General features: G+C 31.5%; 19 protein-coding genes. All 19 read left to right on the top strand.

Annotated elements, in window-relative coordinates:
- The first annotated feature begins 37 nt into the window (after window positions 1-37).
- Complete coding sequence (gene yfmF / locus K7H06_RS09855; RefSeq protein ID WP_223039696.1) at window positions 38-1,318, top strand: EF-P 5-aminopentanol modification-associated protein YfmF; 1,281 nt, start codon at window positions 38-40, stop codon at window positions 1,316-1,318.
- 1 nt (window position 1,319) lies between these two features.
- Window positions 1,320-2,615, top strand: coding sequence for an EF-P 5-aminopentanol modification-associated protein YfmH (gene yfmH / locus K7H06_RS09850; RefSeq protein WP_223039695.1), 1,296 nt, complete (start codon window positions 1,320-1,322; stop codon window positions 2,613-2,615).
- A 78-nt stretch (window positions 2,616-2,693) separates the two neighbouring features.
- Window positions 2,694-3,419, top strand: coding sequence for a prolipoprotein diacylglyceryl transferase (gene lgt / locus K7H06_RS09845; protein WP_223039694.1), 726 nt, complete (start codon window positions 2,694-2,696; stop codon window positions 3,417-3,419).
- A 187-nt stretch (window positions 3,420-3,606) separates the two neighbouring features.
- The gene (locus K7H06_RS09840) at window positions 3,607-3,759 is read left to right on the top strand and encodes an aspartyl-phosphate phosphatase Spo0E family protein (RefSeq protein WP_223039693.1); all 153 of its coding nucleotides are present in this window, start codon (window positions 3,607-3,609) and stop codon (window positions 3,757-3,759) included.
- A 177-nt stretch (window positions 3,760-3,936) separates the two neighbouring features.
- Window positions 3,937-4,368: a division/cell wall cluster transcriptional repressor MraZ gene (gene mraZ, locus K7H06_RS09835; RefSeq protein ID WP_223039692.1), complete on the top strand. Its 432-nt coding sequence runs from the start codon at window positions 3,937-3,939 to the stop codon at window positions 4,366-4,368.
- 56 nt (window positions 4,369-4,424) lie between these two features.
- Window positions 4,425-5,360 carry a 16S rRNA (cytosine(1402)-N(4))-methyltransferase RsmH gene (gene rsmH / locus K7H06_RS09830; RefSeq protein WP_223039691.1) on the top strand — a complete coding sequence of 312 codons (936 nt, stop codon included), beginning with the start codon at window positions 4,425-4,427 and terminating at the stop codon, window positions 5,358-5,360.
- Window positions 5,361-5,390: 30 nt separating this feature from the next.
- Entirely contained in the window at window positions 5,391-5,888 is a 498-nt protein-coding gene (locus tag K7H06_RS09825) for a septum formation initiator family protein (RefSeq protein ID WP_223039690.1), read from the top strand.
- Window positions 5,889-5,918: 30 nt separating this feature from the next.
- A complete protein-coding gene (locus K7H06_RS09820) occupies window positions 5,919-7,934 on the top strand; it encodes a stage V sporulation protein D (protein ID WP_223039689.1) in 2,016 nt (671 codons plus the stop codon).
- A 175-nt stretch (window positions 7,935-8,109) separates the two neighbouring features.
- Window positions 8,110-9,570: a UDP-N-acetylmuramoyl-L-alanyl-D-glutamate--2,6-diaminopimelate ligase gene (locus K7H06_RS09815; RefSeq protein WP_223039688.1), complete on the top strand. Its 1,461-nt coding sequence runs from the start codon at window positions 8,110-8,112 to the stop codon at window positions 9,568-9,570.
- Window positions 9,571-9,572: 2 nt separating this feature from the next.
- Window positions 9,573-10,961, top strand: a complete 1,389-nt coding sequence (locus tag K7H06_RS09810) for a UDP-N-acetylmuramoyl-tripeptide--D-alanyl-D-alanine ligase (protein ID WP_223039687.1) — start codon at window positions 9,573-9,575, stop codon at window positions 10,959-10,961.
- A gap of 4 nt (window positions 10,962-10,965) precedes the next feature.
- Window positions 10,966-11,928 carry a phospho-N-acetylmuramoyl-pentapeptide-transferase gene (gene mraY / locus K7H06_RS09805; RefSeq protein ID WP_223039686.1) on the top strand — a complete coding sequence of 321 codons (963 nt, stop codon included), beginning with the start codon at window positions 10,966-10,968 and terminating at the stop codon, window positions 11,926-11,928.
- A gap of 30 nt (window positions 11,929-11,958) precedes the next feature.
- On the top strand, window positions 11,959-13,314 hold the full coding sequence (gene murD, locus K7H06_RS09800; RefSeq protein WP_223039685.1) for a UDP-N-acetylmuramoyl-L-alanine--D-glutamate ligase: 1,356 nt from the start codon (window positions 11,959-11,961) through the stop codon (window positions 13,312-13,314).
- 5 nt (window positions 13,315-13,319) lie between these two features.
- Window positions 13,320-14,423 carry a stage V sporulation protein E gene (gene spoVE, locus K7H06_RS09795; protein ID WP_223039684.1) on the top strand — a complete coding sequence of 368 codons (1,104 nt, stop codon included), beginning with the start codon at window positions 13,320-13,322 and terminating at the stop codon, window positions 14,421-14,423.
- A 4-nt stretch (window positions 14,424-14,427) separates the two neighbouring features.
- Window positions 14,428-15,534: an undecaprenyldiphospho-muramoylpentapeptide beta-N-acetylglucosaminyltransferase gene (murG, locus tag K7H06_RS09790; protein WP_223039683.1), complete on the top strand. Its 1,107-nt coding sequence runs from the start codon at window positions 14,428-14,430 to the stop codon at window positions 15,532-15,534.
- A 143-nt stretch (window positions 15,535-15,677) separates the two neighbouring features.
- Complete coding sequence (locus K7H06_RS09785) at window positions 15,678-16,025, top strand: UDP-N-acetylglucosamine 1-carboxyvinyltransferase (protein ID WP_223039682.1); 348 nt, start codon at window positions 15,678-15,680, stop codon at window positions 16,023-16,025.
- Window positions 16,026-16,352: 327 nt separating this feature from the next.
- Window positions 16,353-17,426, top strand: a complete 1,074-nt coding sequence (locus tag K7H06_RS09780; RefSeq protein WP_223039681.1) for a PDDEXK family nuclease — start codon at window positions 16,353-16,355, stop codon at window positions 17,424-17,426.
- A 170-nt stretch (window positions 17,427-17,596) separates the two neighbouring features.
- Window positions 17,597-17,938 carry an IS66 family insertion sequence element accessory protein TnpA gene (tnpA, locus tag K7H06_RS09775; protein WP_223039680.1) on the top strand — a complete coding sequence of 114 codons (342 nt, stop codon included), beginning with the start codon at window positions 17,597-17,599 and terminating at the stop codon, window positions 17,936-17,938.
- An 8-nt stretch (window positions 17,939-17,946) separates the two neighbouring features.
- Window positions 17,947-18,306 (top strand): IS66 family insertion sequence element accessory protein TnpB, encoded by a 360-nt coding sequence (tnpB, locus tag K7H06_RS09770; RefSeq protein ID WP_223039679.1) that lies wholly within the window; start codon window positions 17,947-17,949, stop codon window positions 18,304-18,306.
- 170 nt (window positions 18,307-18,476) lie between these two features.
- A complete protein-coding gene (locus K7H06_RS21225) occupies window positions 18,477-19,115 on the top strand; it encodes an IS66 family transposase zinc-finger binding domain-containing protein (protein WP_246637676.1) in 639 nt (212 codons plus the stop codon).
- Window positions 19,116-19,117 lie beyond the last annotated feature (2 nt).

Below are 19,117 nucleotides of genomic sequence, written 5' to 3'. Positions count from 1 at the left end.
AAATAGAATATACAAAATAATGCAAGGAGGGTTAAATTTGCTAAATAGATTAAAACCTATAGAAATTGGAAAAAAGATAAAGTTACATATTATTAAAACAGATAAATTTAAAACAACTTTAGTAAGTGTGTATTTAAAAAGACCTCTTATAAAAGAAGAGGTTACAAAAAATGCCCTATTATCTATGGTATTACCTAGAGGAACAAAAAAATATACAAGTTCAATGGAAATATCAAAGAAATTAGAAGGATTATATGGAGCTTTTTTAGGATGTGATGTGGCTAAAAAAGGTGAAAGAAATATTATTCAGTTTAGAATGCAACTGATTAATGACCAATATGTAGAAGATAACAATTTATTGGCAGAGGGAATGGAAATACTCAATGAGTATATAAATGATCCACACATGGTAAATGGTTGCTTTGAAAAAGATTATGTTGACCAAGAAAAAGACAATTTAATAGAGAGAATAGAAGGACGAAAAAATGATAAGATGAAATATGCATATGATCGTTGTATTGAAGAAATGTGCAAAGATGAGAATTTTTCATTGTACACTTATGGAAATATAGAGGATTTAAAAAATGTAACCAGCGAATCTTTATATGAACACTATAAAAACATTATTCGTACGTCTCCTATTGATATTTGTGTAGTAGGAGATTTTGATGAATTAGAAATACAAACATTAGTAACTGAAAAATTGAAGTTCAAGCAAGTGGATGTAGTATCTATAGAAAGGGAAAAAATAGAGTGCTTTCCTGATCAAGTAAATAAAATAGAAGAAGAGATGGATATCAATCAAGGAAAATTAAATCTTGGATATAGAACCAATATTCCTTTTGAAAGTGAACTGTATCATCCTCTATTGGTGTATTCTAATATTTTAGGAGGAGGACCAAACTCAAAGTTTTTCAAAAATATTAGGGAAAAAGAAAGTCTTTGCTACTATATATTTTCAAGGGTTGAAAAGTTTAAATCACTTATGATGATAGGTTCTGGAATAGAATTTGTAAATTATGAAAAAGGGATCAAACTCATTGAAAAGGAAATAGGCGAGATGAATCAAGGAAACTTTTCTAATGAAGATATAGAAAGTGCTAAAAATTCTATTATTACATCTATTCGAGGAATGACAGATAGCCCTTATATGCTGGGAGATTTCTATTATTCACAGGCTATAAGCGGTAGTGAGGATACACTCGAGACCATGATTGAAAAAATTAGAAAAGTGACTAAAGAGCAAATTATTGAAGCAGGAAAGAATATGCAATTAGACACCATATACTTCCTAAAAAATAAAGGGGAGGTTCGATAAGATGACTGTAAAAACCATAGAAAGCAAATTATTAAAAGAAAAAATGATTTTAAAAGAACTACCCAATGGTCTTAAAGTATTTTTTATGCCTAAGGAAGGCTATACAAAGCAATATGCTATTTTTGCTACAAATTATGGTTCTAATGAGAGTGAATTTGTAATCCCAGGAGAAAGTGAAGCCACAAAGGTTCCTGATGGAATTGCACACTTTTTAGAGCATAAATTGTTTGAAGAACCAGAGGGAAGTATATTTGATAAGTTTTCTGAATTAGGATCAAATGTAAATGCTTATACAAATTTCACTTCAACTTGCTATTTATTCTCATCTACAGATAGATTTTATGAAAATCTTGAAGTATTGATGAATTTTGTACAGTCTCCCTATTTTACAGATGAAAATGTTGAAAAGGAAAAGGGAATCATAGGGCAGGAAATAAAGATGTATGAAGATAATCCTAATTGGAAAGTATTTTTTAATGGATTAAAGGCAATGTATCATCATCATCCAGTAAGGGTTGATATTGCAGGAACGGTAGAAAGCATTAGTAAAATAACAAAGGAAGATCTTTACAAGTGCTACAACACTTTTTATGATCCGTCTAATATGATTGTATTTATCGTAGGGGATGTGGACCAAACAAAAGCTTTTTCTATCATTGAAAAGCTTCAAAAAAAGCAAGAAAAAATAGAAAAAGGAATTGAGAGAATTTATCCAGAAGAGCCAGAAGAAATCGTTCAAAATATTATTGAAGAAAAATTAGATGTTTCTATTCCACTTTTTAATATTGCTTTTAAAGATGTAGACAATGGCCTTAGTCCTAAAGAACTTTTAAAAAAGGATATAGGTACAAAAATACTACTAGATATGTTATTTGGAAAGAGTTCAGATTTATATAAGACTCTTTATGAAGAAGGATTGATTAATGATACATTTGAAAATGAATATACAGGAGAAAAAGATTATGCATACTCTATGTTAGGAGGAGAGTCTAAAAATCCTAAAAAGGTTTTAGAAGCGGTTCTTTCCCATATACAAAAGTTAAAAAGTATAGGATTAAACAAAGAGGATTTTGAAAGAATTAAGAAAAAGCACATAGGACAGCATTTAAGCTATTACAATTCGGTAGAGTTTATTGCTACTACTTTTGTCTCTTATTATTTTAAAGGGATCAATATTTTTGATTATGTGGAAGATTTAAAAAACATTGAATTTGAGACCATACAAAAACGATTTAAGGAACATTTTCATAGGGAAAGATGTGTATTATCTATTATTAGTCCAAAATCCTTTGAATAAAATGAATAAATTTATTATAATAGTAAAGAATGGTTGTCAGTTTCCTGACAACCAAAACTTTTTAAGGAGTGATTTGATTTGGATCCAGTAGCATTTAAATTATTTGGACTATCAATAAGATGGTATGGAATACTCATTGCAACAGGAATGGTATTAGGGACAATCCTTGCAATTAAAAGGGCAAAAAAACAAGGAATACCAGAAGAAAAGGTACTGGATTTATTATTATTTGCAATTCCTGCTGCTATCATTGGCGCAAGAACCTATTATGTGATTTTTAATTTTAAATCCTATGGGGGAGATATTCTCAGCATGATCAATATTCGACAAGGTGGGTTAGCTATTCATGGTGGTGTCATAGGAGGCGTATTAGTAGGATATTTCTTTTGTAAGAAGCATCATATTTCATTTAGAAAAATGGCAGATATATGCGCTCCAAGTATTATTTTAGGACAAGCCATTGGAAGATGGGGAAATTTTATTAACAAAGAAGCTTATGGAAGTCCTACAGATTTACCATGGGCTATTGTGGTAGATGGTGTAAAAGTGCATCCAACTTTCCTTTATGAATCTATTTGGAATTTTATGGTTTTCCTATTTTTGCTATGGTATGACAAAAAGAAGAAATTTCATGGAGAATTGTTTTTATTGTATGTGGCTCTTTATTCTACAGCAAGATTCTTTATTGAAGGATTAAGAATAGACAGCTTGATGTTTGGTTCATTTAGAGTAGCCCAACTAATGAGCATAGGTGCTATTTTGTTAGCAAGTACTTTTATATACATAGGAAGAAAAAAATCATAAATTAGGTGACTTACTCGAAATAAGCAGAAAAAATAAGGCTGATTTTAGAAAAAATAAAATTGTAATAAATTTGTAATTGTATTGTCATAATATGCTGTTGACATATATTTGAAATTGTAATAGTATATATTCGTGCTAAAAATTGTAACTATTAGCAAAATATAGGGTAGGAATATGGGGTGTAGGTATGTCAAAGTACGATATAGAAAAAGTACGAACCAAATTAAATGATCTTATTAAATTTGGATGTAGTTATGAGGAAATTTATAGTGTAAGTGTTGAATTAGACAAGCTTATTATTGCTTTTTATAAAAATAAAAAACAATCTATGATGATATAATTTTAAGAAAAACCTTCAAGTACAGGCTTGAAGGTTTTTTGATTGATAAAAATAGTAGCATATACCTAATAAAAAATATTTATTTTGAGAAGGATTTTTTAAAAACTCATAGAAATTATTTAAAAGTGGTGAGAAGTGGAGGATGGTGGAGGCCTTTTCCTAAAATGGGGTGAAAATGTGTTCATAGGAGAATATTTTCATACAATTGATGCAAAAGGAAGAGTGATTATTCCTTCTAAATTTCGAGAAGATTTAGGGGAAAAATTTATTGTAACAAAAGGTCTTGATCATTGTTTGTTTGTATATCCTCAAGAAGAATGGAAAAGTATTGAAAATAAATTAAAAAAATTACCTTTGACAAGTAGAGATGCAAGAGCTTTTGTAAGATTCTTTTTTTCAGGTGCAACAGAATCAGAATTAGATAAACAAGGGAGAATTACTATTCCAACCAATTTAAGAAAGCATGGAAAACTTGACAAAGATATTGTAACAATAGGAGTATCTAATAGAGTAGAGATTTGGAGTAAGGAGCAGTGGGAACTTTATAATGAAACTGCTGACTTAAGTTATGATGATATTGCTGAAAAAATGGTTGAACTAGGGATTTAAATATTTAATGAGAGAAAAACAGATACTATTTAAAAACTAAGAAAGCAGGTGGCGATTTGAATTTTGAGCATGTTTCAGTATTGTTAGGAGAAACAATTGAAAATCTGGATATAAAACCCAATGGAATATATGTAGATGGAACCTTAGGTGGAGGAGGGCATTCATCAAAAATATGTGAAAGTTTAGGGCGTGATGGATTACTCATTGGCGTTGACCAAGACCAAGATGCATTAGATGCAGCAAAGAGAAGGTTAGAAAAATATGAAAATCAAAAGATTTTTGTACATAGTAATTTTTCCAATATAAAAAATGTGTTAACAGAGTTAAATATTGATGCTATTGATGGAGTAGTTCTTGATTTAGGGGTATCTTCTTATCAATTGGATGAAGGAAGTAGAGGATTTTCATACATGCAAGATGCACCTTTAGACATGAGAATGGATCGAACAAAAAACTTTACTGCCAGTGATGTAATAAATGGTTATAGTGAAGAGGAACTTACACGTATTATTAAAATGTACGGAGAAGAACGATGGGCAAAGAGAATAGCACAGTTTATTGTGCAAGAAAGAAATGAAAAATCCATTGATACAACAGGAGAATTAGTTGAAATCATTAAAAGTGCTATTCCAGCTGCTGCAAGACGTGATGGACCCCATCCAGCAAAGAGAACCTTTCAAGCAATTAGAATAGAAGTAAATAATGAATTAGGAATTATTGAACAGACCATTAGAGATGTTTCAGAAAAATTAAACCCTGGCGGTCGAATTTCTATTATTACCTTCCATTCTTTAGAAGATAGAATTGTTAAGAATACTTTTAAAGATTTGAGTACCGCTTGTAAATGTCCTCCTGAACTACCAATATGTATGTGTGGGGGAAAAGCAGTTTTAAAAAGAATAACCAGAAAACCTATAATACCATCAGATAAGGAAATAGAAATGAACCCAAGATCTAGAAGTGCGAAATTAAGAGTAGCAGAAAAGGTTTAAAGTTCTAAAAGGGGGAAGAGGTGAATAAGGTTGGTAGTAGCAGAAAGAAAATATAACTATATGGAAGAAGAAGTTAAGCAGCAAGGGCCTAAAAGGAATAATGAAAAAAAGCCAAAACAAAAAGTTAAAATTAAGGCAAGTCACAAAGTACAAATGATTTTTAGCATTGTGATGATTGGAAGTTTATGTATAACTATTTTACTAGGATATGCTAAGTTATCAGAGCTAAAATATGAAATATATGGATTGAATAAGGAAATACATCAGTTAGAAGGACATATTCAAAATCTAAAAGTTCAAGTGGATGGGGTAAAGAGAAGTGATCTTATTGAAAAAAAAGCAAGAGAAGAATTAGGAATGCAGTATCCAGATAAATCTCAAATGGCCTTTATAAAACTAGAGAGCAATAATATGGTGGCTAATTCAAAGATGGAAGAGAACGGAGAAACACAGGAAGAAACAAACAAAGAAGGTCTAATAGGGGGAATCAAAAGCGTATTTTATAAAGTGATTTCTATATTAGACTAATTAGGATTTAAATATAAGGGGGCAGCAACATTGGCAACACCTACTATTGCAAATAAAAAAAGATTAGTTTTTTTGTTGTTTTTAGTAAGCGCGTCATTATTTTTACTTATATTTAGAATCGGATGGATTCAGATTATAAAGGGAGAAAAATATAGACAACTTGCGCATATTCAGCAAACAAGAGATATACCAATTCCTGCAAAAAGAGGAGCTATCTATGATAGAAAAGGAAAGGAACTAGCTATTAGTGCAAGTACCAATACCGTTTGGGCAAGACCAGCAGAAGTAAAGAGTGCAAAAAGTTCTTCAGAATCTGTTAAAAAACTTGATGAAACTTCCCAAAAGCTTGCTGAAATCCTAGAAATGGATGAAAAAGAATTAAAAGAAAAATTATCTCAAAATAAAGGGTTAGTAAAAGTAAAAAAATGGATTGATAAAGACAAGGCTGATGCTATTCGAAAAGAAAAATTAGATGGAATATGGATTGCAGAAGATAATAGAAGATATTATCCCTTTGGAAATTTTGCTGCACATATTATAGGACATACCACAACAGATAATCAAGGGCTTAGTGGTATTGAACTTGAATATAACAAATACTTAAGTGGGCTTCCTGGAAGATGGATTAAGAATACAGATGCAGCAGGAAGACAACTGCATTATGGAACGGAAAAGTATTATGAAGCAGAAAATGGATTGAATGTAGTTCTTACTATTGATGAAGTCATTCAACATTTTACGGAAAAAGCAATGGAGGATGCATTGGTAAGATCACAAGGGAAAAGAGTTTTTGCTATAGTAATGGAGCCAAAAACAGGAGATGTTTTGGCTATGGCAGTAAAACCTGATTATGATCCTAATAATCCTAGAATACCAATAGATGAAAATAAAAAAAGAGAGTATGAGGTTGCAGATAGTAAAGGAAAACAAAAAATATGGAATAGCATGTGGAGAAATTCATTAGTGAGTGATACTTATGAACCAGGGTCTACATTTAAGCTAATTACAGCTGCTGCAGGATTAGAAGAAGGAGTTGTAAAACCAGAGTCACCATTTTATTGTAAAGGGTATATTATGGTAGCGGGACAAAGACTAAGATGTTGGAGATATTATAGACCTCATGGAGCTGAAACTTTTACACAGGCATTGCAGGCTTCTTGTAATCCCGTATTTGTTGAAGTAGGGCAAAGACTAGGGGTTGAAAAGATGTATGAATATATAGATGCTTTTGGATTTACAAAACCTACAGGAATAGATTTACCTGGGGAAACAGGTGCAATCATACAGAATAAAAAGTATGTAGGCCCTGTAGAACTTGGGACTATATCCTTTGGACAGGGAATCTCTGTTACACCTATGCAATTAAGTGCTGCTATAGCAGCTATTGCTAATGATGGGAAATTGATGGAGCCAAGGATTGTGAAAGAGCTAGTAGATGATTCGGGCAATGTGATTCATCGATACGAGTCTAAGATGATTCGACAGGTATTATCAGAAAAAACAGCAAGAGAATTAAGGCTTATGATGGAAACAGTTGTAACAGAAGGGTCTGGTAAAAAAGCATATATTCCTGGATATAGAGTAGGGGGAAAAACAGGAACGGCTCAAAAGGTTATCAATGGAAAGTATGCTAATGGAAAGGTTTATGCTTCCTTTGTAGGAATAGCACCTGTTGATAATCCGAAGCTTGCGGTTTTAGTAGTTGTAGATGAACCTCAAGGTGTTCACTATGGGGGTACAAATGCAGGACCCGTTGTGCATGATATTATAAGAGATACCTTAAGATACTTAGACGTAGAGCCAAATTTCAATGAAGAAGAAGCAAAAGAGCATGCCAAAAGTGAGGTAGTTGTTCCAGAGGTTAGAAATCTATCTCTAAAAGAAGCAACGAAAGTGTTAGGGGAACATAAATTACAATATAAAACAGAACCAATTGAGGTTGAAAATCCTGATAGTATTATTGTTGATTTATTTCCTAAGCCCGGAGCCAACATTCCAGAAAGTTCTACGGTTATTCTATATTTGAAAAAAGACAATGAGAATTAACTTGAACAACTATCATATCTTATAATATGTGTTATAATGGAAACAAACTAAATAATTAAGGCAACTTAAGTCGAAGGATTTTCACTTTGAATTGAGTTGCCTTTTAATGAGTTTTGTTTATGATTTTTTTTCAGGGTCAATAATATATATAAGGAACCATAAAGGGAGCGATACTATGAAATTGAAAGAATTAATAAAAAATCTATCTATTGTTGACATAATGGGTGAAGTAGATCTAGAAGTAGAAGGAATAGCTTATGATTCTAGAAAGGTAGAGAAAAATTATATTTTTGTCTGTGTGGTGGGAATGAAGACCGATGGACATACATATATTGATCAAGCCATCAAGACAGGAGCAACTGTGTTGATTGTACAAAAGGATATTTCACCTATAAAAGGGGTTACTATTATAAAAGTAGAAGATAGTAGAAAGACATTAGCAAAGGTTTCATCTAATTTCTTTCAAAACCCAACAGCAAATATGGATATTGTTGGGGTTACAGGAACCAATGGAAAGACAACAATTACCCATTTGATTAAAAATATTTTAGAAAAAAGTGGCATGAATACGGGATTGATAGGAACTATCTCTCATCAAATTCTGGATAAAGAGTATAAAGCAAACAATACGACTCCAGAATCTTTAGAGCTTCAAAAGATGTTTAAGGAAATGAAAGATTTAAAAGTAAATGCTTGTGCTATGGAGGTTTCTTCCCACTCATTAGTTTTAGATCGAGTAGAGGGAATTAATTTTAAAATAGGGGTATTTACAAATTTAACAAGGGACCATTTGGATTTTCATGAGAGTATCGAAAATTATAAAAATGCAAAAGCAAAGCTTTTTTATCAAACTACCCTTGCAAACATCATTAATATAGATGATACATATGGAGAAGAAATTGCTAAGGAAGTAAACCTTTTAGATACAAAACTCATTACATATGGTATTAAAAGAAAAGCAGATATTTATGCTGAGGATATTTATATTTCTCCTAAGGGAGCAGAATTTACATTGATTACGCCTAAATTTAGAGGCAATATAAGGATTGCAACACCAGGGATGTTTTCAGTATATAATGCATTAGCTGCTATGGCAGTTTGCTATGTTTTAGGTTTTGAGTATGAGCAAATAAAAAAAGGCATTGAATCTATAGAAGGGGTAGCCGGGCGTTTTGAATCTGTACAAAATGAAAAAAATCATACAATTATTGTAGATTATTCTCATACACCAGATGCATTAGAAAATGCTTTAAAAACAATAAAAGAATTTGTAGAGGGAAAAATTATTACAGTTTTTGGATGTGGTGGAGACCGAGATAAAGTTAAAAGACCTATGATGGGCGAAATTGCTGGAAAGCTTTCAGATTTTTGTATTATTACTAGTGATAATCCGAGATCAGAAGAACCTAATTCAATTATAAAAGATATAGAAGTAGGCATAAAAAAGACTAATTGTAAATATAAAATGATAGTAGACAGAAAAGAAGCAATAAAAGAAGCAATAAAAAATAGTAATCAAAAAGATATTGTTTTAATTGCAGGAAAAGGTCATGAAACTTATCAAATTCTTGGAGATAAGATTATTGATTTTGATGATAGAAAAATAGCTCAGGAAATACTGAGGGAGGAAAAGTAACTATGAAATTAGCTATAAAAGAAATCATAGAAGCTACAAAGGGGAAACTGATTAAAGGAGATAGCCAAGACATGGTTTATGGCATTTCAACGGACTCTAGAAGAATAAAAAGTAATGAACTATTTATTCCTCTTATAGGTGAAAATTTTAATGGCCATAATTTTATTGAAATGGCTGTTAAGAGTGGAGCAAATACTGTTCTTATTAGTCAAGATTGTGAAGGAGAACTATTAGGATATAAAGGATTATGTATCATAAAGGTGAAAGATACACTTAAGGCGCTACAAGATCTTGCTAAATACTATATATCAAAGTTTCATATACCTATTATAGGGGTTACAGGTAGTACTGGAAAAACTTCTACAAAGGAAGTTATTTATTCTGTTTTGAGCAAGCAATATAATGTTTTAAAAAATAAAGGAAACCTTAATAATCATATAGGACTCCCTTTGACAGTTTTTGAACTTGAAAAAAACCACGAAATTGCAATACTTGAAATGGGGATGAGTGGATTTGGTGAAATCAATTTACTTGCAGATATTGTAAACCCGGATGTTGCAGTTATTACAAACATTGGATTATCCCATATTGAGCATTTAGGCTCACAGGAAAATATACTAAAAGCAAAAATGGAAATTACAAATTATTTTAATGAGAAAAATACGTTGATTGTTAATGGAGACGATAAGCTATTAAAGACCTTACAAAGTACTCCTATGGATTATGAACAATGTTTTGTTGGATTAGAAAAAAATTGCCATTATCAAGCAATTCATATAAAAGACCTAGGGGAAGAGGGCATTCATTTTGATGTAGAGATTAATGATCAAATATATCCTTTTACATTAAAGGTTCCAGGAGAACACAATATTTATAATGCATTATGTGCAATTGCTATTGGATTAAAATTTAATATGGATGTAGCATCTATACAAGAAGGCATAAAAGATTTTGAAGGAAGTAAAATGAGACTTCATATTTTTACAACTAATGAGAAAATAAAAGTGATTAATGATGCTTATAATGCAAGCCCTGATTCCATGCGTGCTGCAATCAATGTATTAAGTAAAATGCAGAATAGGAAAATTGCAGTTTTAGGAGATATGCTGGAAATGGGGGAATATGCTAAGGTCGGCCATAATGATGTAGGCTGTGAAGTAGCAAAAAATTCAATAGATATGCTCATAGTGGTGGGGACAGACGCAGAACATATTGCAAAAGGGGCTATAGAAAACCACTTTGATGAAGAAAAAGTATATATATGTAAAAACAATGAAGAAGCTATAGGAATATTAAAAAACATATTACAAAAAGAAGATATCGTATTGATAAAAGGATCAAGGGGAATGCGAATGGAGGAAATTGTACGATACATACAAGAGAGGAGCTAATTTGATGATACATTATCAACAACTAATTATAATGATTATATTCTCATTTCTTAGTACACTTATTTTAGGACCTATCGTAATACCTATATTACGTAGATTAAAGGTAGGACAAAGTATAAGGGATGAGGGACCAAAATCTCATATGTCTAAATCAGGAACACCTACAATGGGTGGGTTAATTATGATTGCTGCTATTTGCATCACTACCTTAACTTCAGGGAATGTAAACAGGGATTTATATGTTATTTTGTTTGCTACAATTTCATTTGGGCTTATAGGATTTATAGATGATTTTATAAAAGTAGTGCTAAAAAGGAATTTAGGACTTAAAGCATATCAAAAATTGATAGGTCAGATTATTGTTGCTGTACTCATTGCCTTATATCAGTCATCTATATCTCAGTACGGAACGAAAATATTGGTTCCTTTTATCAATCAATACTTGGATTTAGGGGTTCTTTATATTCCGTTTATTGTGACAGTTATGGTGGCAACTGCAAATAGTGTAAATTTAACAGATGGTTTGGATGGATTGGCAGCAGGTGTTACTTTGATCGTTTCTTCTTTTTTTAGTTTAGTAGCTATGAATTGGGGGTATCCTAGTATTGCAGTATTTTGTGGAGCTTTAACAGGTGCTTGTTTAGGTTTTTTAAGATTTAATGCTTACCCGGCAAAAGTATTTATGGGAGATACTGGATCTATGGCACTAGGTGGTGCTGTTGCAGCTATTGCAATATTAATGAATCTAACCCTTTTAATTCCTATTGTTGGAGGAATTTATTTTGCAGAAGCATTATCTGTAATTATGCAAGTAACCTCTTTTAAGCTAACAGGAAAAAGAATTTTTAAAATGAGTCCACTCCATCATCATTTTGAACTAACGGGATGGAAAGAAACAAAGGTTGTTATTGTATTTTGGTCTGTTACCTTATTATTATGTATAATAGGATTGTTTAGTTTAAATTAATTTTTACAGAAATGAAAGTGGGTGTATATATTGTTCGTAAAGGATAAGAATGTTTTAGTAGTGGGATTAGGAAGGTCAGGAATACCAACTGTAAATACATTATTAAAGTTAGGTGCTAAAGTGACTGTTAATGATATGAAAAAGGAGGATGCTTTAAAGGATATTTTAAAAGATTTAAAGGTTGATGAAATAGAGTTCATTTTAGGAGAGCATCCAAAAAATTTATCAGCTTTTCATATAATGGTTCTTAGTCCAGGAGTACCCACAGATTTACCTTTTATCCAAAAGGCAAAAAATATGGGCATAATAGTCATAGGAGAATTGGAATTGGCATATAGGTTATGTAAGGGAAAATTCATTGCTATTACAGGGACTAATGGAAAAACAACAACAACAGCTCTAACAGGAGAAATATTTAAAAGAGCAGAAAAAGAGACCTATGTTGTTGGAAATATTGGGATTGCTGCTGTATCAAAATCATTAGAGGCTAGTAAAGAAGCTATTATGGTCACTGAGGTTAGTAGCTTTCAGCTTGAAAGTATTATTGATTTTAGACCTAAAATTTCAGCTATTTTAAACATTACACCAGATCATTTAAATAGACATAAAACAATGGAAAACTATGTAAAGGCTAAGGCTAATGTATTTAAAAATCAATGCAAGGAAGACTATGTAGTGTTGAATGTAGATAATGAGTTAACTTATGATTTGAAAAATGATACAAAGGCAAATATAATCCCATTTAGTAGGAAGACCTATCTAGAAAAGGGAGCTTATGTTGCTGATGAATATATTGTTGTAAAAAATCATCATAAAGAAGTAAGAATTTGCCACATAGATGATTTAAATATTCCTGGAAAGCATAATTTAGAAAATGCATTAGCTGCAACGGCTATTTGCTATTTTGCTGGAATTGATGCTAGTATTATAGGAGATGGATTAAAAAGTTTTATGGGCGTTGAGCATCGAATAGAATTTGTTGATCAAATCAAAGGAGTGCGTTTCATAAACGATTCTAAAGGTACAAATCCTGATGCAGCCATTAAAGCAATAGAAGCAATGCAAACACCTATTGTCTTAGTTGCTGGGGGAATGGATAAAGGAAGTGACTTCAAAGAATTCATTGATTCCTTTAATGGAAAGGTGAAAGAAATGATTTTAATAGGAGAAACAGCTGAAAAAATAAAGAAAACAGCTGAGGAGAATGGATTCTCTAGATGTACAATTGTAGAAAATATGGAACAAGCAGTAAAAACGGCAGCAGAAGCTTCACAAAATGGAGATACGGTACTTTTATCACCAGCTTGTGCAAGTTGGGATATGTATCCTAGTTTTGAAGTTAGAGGTGAGCACTTTAAAGAATGTGTAAAAATATTGAGGGGGTAAACTAAGTGGCAAAAAAAAGGTCAAGTGATTTTACCCTTTTTCTTACAGTGTTAATATTGGTTGTAGTAGGGATTATTATGGTATTTAGTTCTAGTCATTATTATGCTCTTTCTAAAATGAATGATTCTTATCACTTTCTAAAAAGGGAATTAATGTGGGCAGGGCTAGGCGTATTAGGCATGTTTTTCACAATGAATTATGATTATTGGAAATATAAAAAAATAGCACCCTATGCCTATATATTCAGTTTGATTTTATTAATGCTGATTTTTACGCCTCTTGGAAAAGAATTAAATGGTGCTAGAAGATGGTTAGGGGCTGGATCAGTTACAATCATGCCAGGAGAAATTGCAAAAATATGTGCTATTATTTTTATGGCGTCTATTCTCTCTAGAAGACCTGGAAAAATTAAAAATTTTGTGAACGGGGTTATCCCATGTTTTATCATTATAGGCATATATTTTGGATTGATTATATTACAGCCTAATATGAGTACGGCAGTTACTATTACTATGATTATTGCAGCTATGATGTTTGTGGCAGGGATGAGATGGTTTCATGTAATAGCTATGGGAATTGGTGGTTTTGCCTTTTTAACAGTTATGATTTTAATAGCACCTTATAGGATGAAAAGATTAACTAGTTTTCTAGATCCTTTTTCAGACCCTCAGGGTTCAGGATATCAAGTAATTCAATCCCTCTATGCCTTAGGTTCAGGAGGATTATTTGGTGTAGGTCTTGGAAAAAGTATCCAAAAATATCTTTACATACCTGAACCACAAAATGATTTTATATTTGCGATTATAGGGGAAGAACTAGGATTTATTGGTTGTGTGACGGTGATTCTTTTATTTCTTTTATTAATCTGGAGAGGGGTTAGAATTTCTATTAATGCTCCAGATTTATTTAGCTGTTTACTTGCTTCAGGAATAACAGCTATGGTGGCTGTGCAAGTAATTATAAATATTGCAGTTGCTACCTCTTCTATGCCTGTTACTGGAATCGCCTTACCATTTATTAGTTGGGGAGGAAATTCATTGGCAATATTTATGGCAGCTATGGGAATTTTGTTAAATATATCTAGGTATTCGAATTTAGATAGGAGTTGAAGTAATGAAGGTATTAATTTCAGGTGGAGGTACAGGAGGTCATATCTATCCTGCAATTGCAATAGCCAATAAGATAAGGGAAGAAATAAAAGGAGTTGAAATTCTATTTGTAGGTACAAAAAAAGGATTAGAAAGTGAGCTTGTACCTAAGGCGGGATATAAATTAGAAACGATTACCGTTAGCGGTTTTAAGAGAAAGTTGTCTATAGATACTTTTTCGTCTATAAAAGATTTGTTTTTAGGAATAAAGGATGCTACAAAAATAATTAGAAAATTCAAGCCAGATTTAGTAATAGGTACTGGAGGATATGTTTGTGGACCTGTTGTTTTTATTGCTTCGCTGTTAAATGTTAAAACTGTAATCCATGAACAAAATGTTATTCCAGGTATGACAAATAAAATACTTTCAAAATTTGTGAATAAAATATTAGTTAGTTTTGAAGAATCCAAAGAATACTTTGGGAATAATAATAAAATCGTTGTAACAGGAAATCCTGTAAGAAAAGATTTTATAGATGTTGATAAAAAAGGATGTCGTAAAGTTTTAGGAATCGATGATGATTCTTTTGTGGTAATGACATTTGGAGGAAGCAGAGGCGCAAAAAAAATAAATGAAACCATGGCAAAAGTTCTAAGAAAATTTAATGGACGAAAGGATATTCGTTTGATCCTTGTTACAGGAAGCAAACATTATGAACCTATCTTAAAGATGATCAATAAGAATAACTTTAAGATGAAAGATAATATTATAGTAATGGAGTATGTTCATGATATGGCAAAATATATGGGAGCTAGTGATTTGGTTATGTGTAGAGCAGGTGCGATTACTCTTGCTGAAGTTACAGCTATGGGACTGCCTACAGTCTTAATACCATCTCCCTATGTAGCCAATAATCATCAGGAATTCAATGCTAAGGTATTAGAAAAAAATGGAGCTTCTGTCTTATTACCTGAAAAAGAGCTAACAGATAGAAATATTATTAATTTACTAAATTCACTTTTAAATGATGAAAAGCGTCTAAAAGAAATGGAAGCTAAAAGTAAAGAACTATCAAAGCCAAATGCTACAGATATGATTTATACGAATATTTTAAATCTAATTAAATCATAAAATGATTTTGTATAATTGTTATGGGAACACCTTCGAGAATTATGCATAAAATGATTAATATATTACCTATTCTTTATTTGATTATAAGGAAGTTATAAAAATGTAATCATATCATTTATGAATATATCTCGGAGGTGGAGTATGTGAGTAAGTTTTTGATAAGAGGAGGAAATGAGTTAAATGGAGAAATAAGAATTGGTGGAGCAAAAAATGCAGTCCTTCCAATCTTAGCTGCTACCCTTATGAATGGTGGAGAAAATATACTATTTGACTGTCCAAATCTTAGTGATGTGCACTCAATGATACAAATATTAAAAGCCATTGGATGTAAAGTAACTTTTGACAAATATGCATTAAGGGTGGATTCAAGTACCCTTTCTTCTCATGAAATTCCAGAAAATTTAGTAAGAGAAATGAGATCTTCTATATTTTTGATGGGTCCCATGCTTGCTCGATGTGGGAAGATTAAAATAAGTTATCCAGGTGGGTAACGGAACTCGTTGGTACAAAAGGATTGTTTGATATACATAAGTATTTTGATAAGAGTCTGAATGTAAGGCACGTTGAGGGTGCTGTTAATTTTTAGAGAAAAGGTGGACAAGCTGAGTGCGTTGGTAGAGAGAATTGATATTCTCAGAGCCAACGTATTTTGTTTTTGTGTTGAAGAGAGGAGTAAGGGTTACTCACAACGTATAAATGTTGTATTGTAGAAAATTGGATTAAATTGGTATATAATTATAGAGAAGTTTAATAGTATATCGTCAAATATGATGATATGCTTTTAATTTTTCATACTTATTTTGGATAGGAGAGTATCTATGTATAAACTAAATTCAGAGAAGAATGTTTTGGAAAAAATATCAGAATCTACATTTGTAGAAAATGAGTTAAAAGAAAGAGATAATATTGAAGAATGGATTAGAAAAGAGCCCACAGTATTAGGAGAAGAATTAATAATTATTGGTCATGAGTATGATAAATTTGAAGTAAATGAGCGTTTAGATTTATTAGCTTTGGATAAAGATGGAAATCTGGTAATTATAGAAGTTAAACGAGATAAGACAGGCGGAAACGTTGACTTTCAAGCATTAAAATACTGTTCATATTGTTCTACATTAAATCCTAGTGAAATTATTGAAGTATATGATGAATATTTAAAGAAATTTAATATAAATGAAAGTGCTCTTGAAAATATAATGGACTTTCTGGAAGTTGATTCAGAGGATTTACTAAATGGAATATTAAATACTGGGCAAAGAATCGTTATTATTGGAAAAGAAATTGATAAAAGAATTCTATCAGTATGTGCTTGGTTATCACAGAATAATATAGATATTAAATGCATGTCTATTATTCCATATAAATTAGATAGTTTGAATAATGTAATTGTTGATATTAATCAATTAATACCCACTTATAGCATAGATGACTATTTTATTAACAAAAAGAAAATTGAAAAATCTAAAGGGAAGTTAGTTCAACCAGATAAAATTGTAGAGTTTTTTAATAATATTGTCTCTATGGCAAAATCACGAGGGCACAAAGCCTACTATAATAGCAGAAAAACGTATGCCAAAATTTATTCTGAAGTTGATGGTAAATTAGTATTTGCATTAGGTTATAGAAAAAGGGAAGGAACATTTAGATTAGAATTATCCGCTAGAAATGATAAATCATCTAAACAGCTATTAGAAACTTATAATAAAAATAAAGAAAGAATTGAAAGTCGAATAAATTATCCTACCCAAATAAGTGAAGGAGTTAGAAATTCTAATTGGTTAAGAGTATTTATAGATATCGAATATGATAAAAATAGTGATCTATTAAGCTATGCAGATAAAGTCGGAATGGAATTTATAAAGTTTGTTGAACTTTTTAAAGAAGTATTATAGTTTATAAGAAATATTTTAAAAAGTGGGGAAAAATAGATTGATTTCAAAGAGAAAAAAAGTATTTATATTGATAATAATTGTAAGCGGTGGAACATATGGCGTAGTGCAATAACCTTCTGATCATGATATCTTAATACAAGAATAAGATATCATGATCAGAAGGTTATTTAATGATAAGAAATTCTGCCATTGCAGAAAAATGGGCTCAACGGATTTTAGATTGCCGCGAAAGTGGCATGAGTATAAAGAAATGGTGTAATCAACAAGGATTAAAGGATAGTACTTATCATTATTGGGTGAAAAAATTAAAGACATCTCATAATAAAGATAAAGTAGCATGCCAGCAATTTGCAGAAATAGTACTTGAGGATACTAATAATAGAAAATCTCTTGTTCTACAAACTACAGGTTATAAATTATCTTTAAACTATGGAGATTATTCTATAGGCATTGCTGATGATTTTAATCCTTCTACATTGGCAGAACTTTTAAAAGTTCTGAAAAAGCTATGATTCAACATATGGCAGATGGTGTGGAGCACATTTATCTTGCCCTTGGATATACTGATTTTCGAAAACAAATCAATGGATTATCTTCTATGGTAGCTCTTCAATTTAAACTAGATCCTTACGCTGGGAAAAGTTTGTTTCTATTCTGTAATAAAAGACGTACTGCTATTAAAGCATTAAGATGGGATGGAAATGGATTTGTACTTGCCTCAAAGAATTTAGTAGAACACATGAAATTTCAATGGCCAAAAACGAAAGGAGATCTTAGAAATATTAATAAGCAAGAATTACGCTGGCTTTTAGAAGGTCTTCAAATAGATCAGAAAAAAGCCCATGCTAAAAATGTAGATACATCAGGTACTGTATTCTAACAATAATTACCTAGTGAAAAGATATTTTTTACCATTTACAAGTTTTATATCCTCTCATTATTTTATGATCAACTCTAGTATTTTTTTCTCATCTAAAACCGCTTGAAACCTAGTAAATTCAATGCTTATATGGTATAATAAAGGTATTTTTTTAAAGGGGATATATACTTATGCAGACAGCTTTAGCTAGGGAATTTTCTATCTTAAAAGAGTCTGAAAAAAGACTCCGTCAGGAAAATGAAATACAGCAAAAACGCATCGAAAGTCTAGAGCATAATGTAGAAGCACTTACTCAGGCACTTTTACAAGCTTCAAAGAAGCAATTTGGAGCATCCAGTGAAAAAACCGTTAATGATCAGCAACTCTACATCTTTGATGAGACCGAGGGAATCTTAACTGAACTAGACTGTGATAATACTACAGAAGTATTTCCTGTAAGAGCTCACGCTCGGTTAAAACGTAAGAAAGGGGATCAAGAACGCTTAATAAAAGCTTTACCCCGAGATGTAGTAGAGTGCGCCATAGATGAGAAAGATGCTATATGTGATGTCTGCAATTCTTCATTAGCTATAATCGGAAAGAAAAAAGTACGTAGCGAAATAGAATTTATTCCTGCAAAGGTAAAGGTTACAGAATATGTACAATATATATATAAATGTACTACCTGTGGTACTTGTGATGAATACCCAGATGCAGTTATCAAGAAAGCTTTTGTACCTAAACCTGTTATGAAACGTTCTCTTGCTTCACCAACTTCTGTGGCATGGATTATGCACCAAAAGTATGTGTTAGCCGGTGCCTCTTTATAGAC

Source organism: Crassaminicella profunda, from assembly GCF_019884785.1.
Classification (GTDB): Bacteria; Bacillota; Clostridia; order Peptostreptococcales; family Thermotaleaceae; genus Crassaminicella; species Crassaminicella profunda.
This window is presented reverse-complemented; position numbering and strand designations above follow the sequence as displayed.

What these genes read in the sequence shown, in the direction of transcription:
- yfmH (WP_223039695.1), top strand. Translation starts at nt 1,320, where the DNA reads ATGACTGTAAAAACCATAGAAAGCAAATTATTAAAAGAAAAAATGATT.
- K7H06_RS09840 (WP_223039693.1), top strand. Translation starts at nt 3,607, where the DNA reads ATGTCAAAGTACGATATAGAAAAAGTACGAACCAAATTAAATGATCTT.
- K7H06_RS09815 (WP_223039688.1), top strand. Translation starts at nt 8,110, where the DNA reads ATGAAATTGAAAGAATTAATAAAAAATCTATCTATTGTTGACATAATG.
- K7H06_RS09810 (WP_223039687.1), top strand. Translation starts at nt 9,573, where the DNA reads ATGAAATTAGCTATAAAAGAAATCATAGAAGCTACAAAGGGGAAACTG.
- mraY (WP_223039686.1), top strand. Translation starts at nt 10,966, where the DNA reads ATGATACATTATCAACAACTAATTATAATGATTATATTCTCATTTCTT.
- murG (WP_223039683.1), top strand. Translation starts at nt 14,428, where the DNA reads ATGAAGGTATTAATTTCAGGTGGAGGTACAGGAGGTCATATCTATCCT.
- K7H06_RS09780 (WP_223039681.1), top strand. Translation starts at nt 16,353, where the DNA reads ATGTATAAACTAAATTCAGAGAAGAATGTTTTGGAAAAAATATCAGAA.
- tnpA (WP_223039680.1), top strand. Translation starts at nt 17,597, where the DNA reads ATGATAAGAAATTCTGCCATTGCAGAAAAATGGGCTCAACGGATTTTA.
- tnpB (WP_223039679.1), top strand. Translation starts at nt 17,947, where the DNA reads ATGGCAGATGGTGTGGAGCACATTTATCTTGCCCTTGGATATACTGAT.
- K7H06_RS21225 (WP_246637676.1), top strand. Translation starts at nt 18,477, where the DNA reads ATGCAGACAGCTTTAGCTAGGGAATTTTCTATCTTAAAAGAGTCTGAA.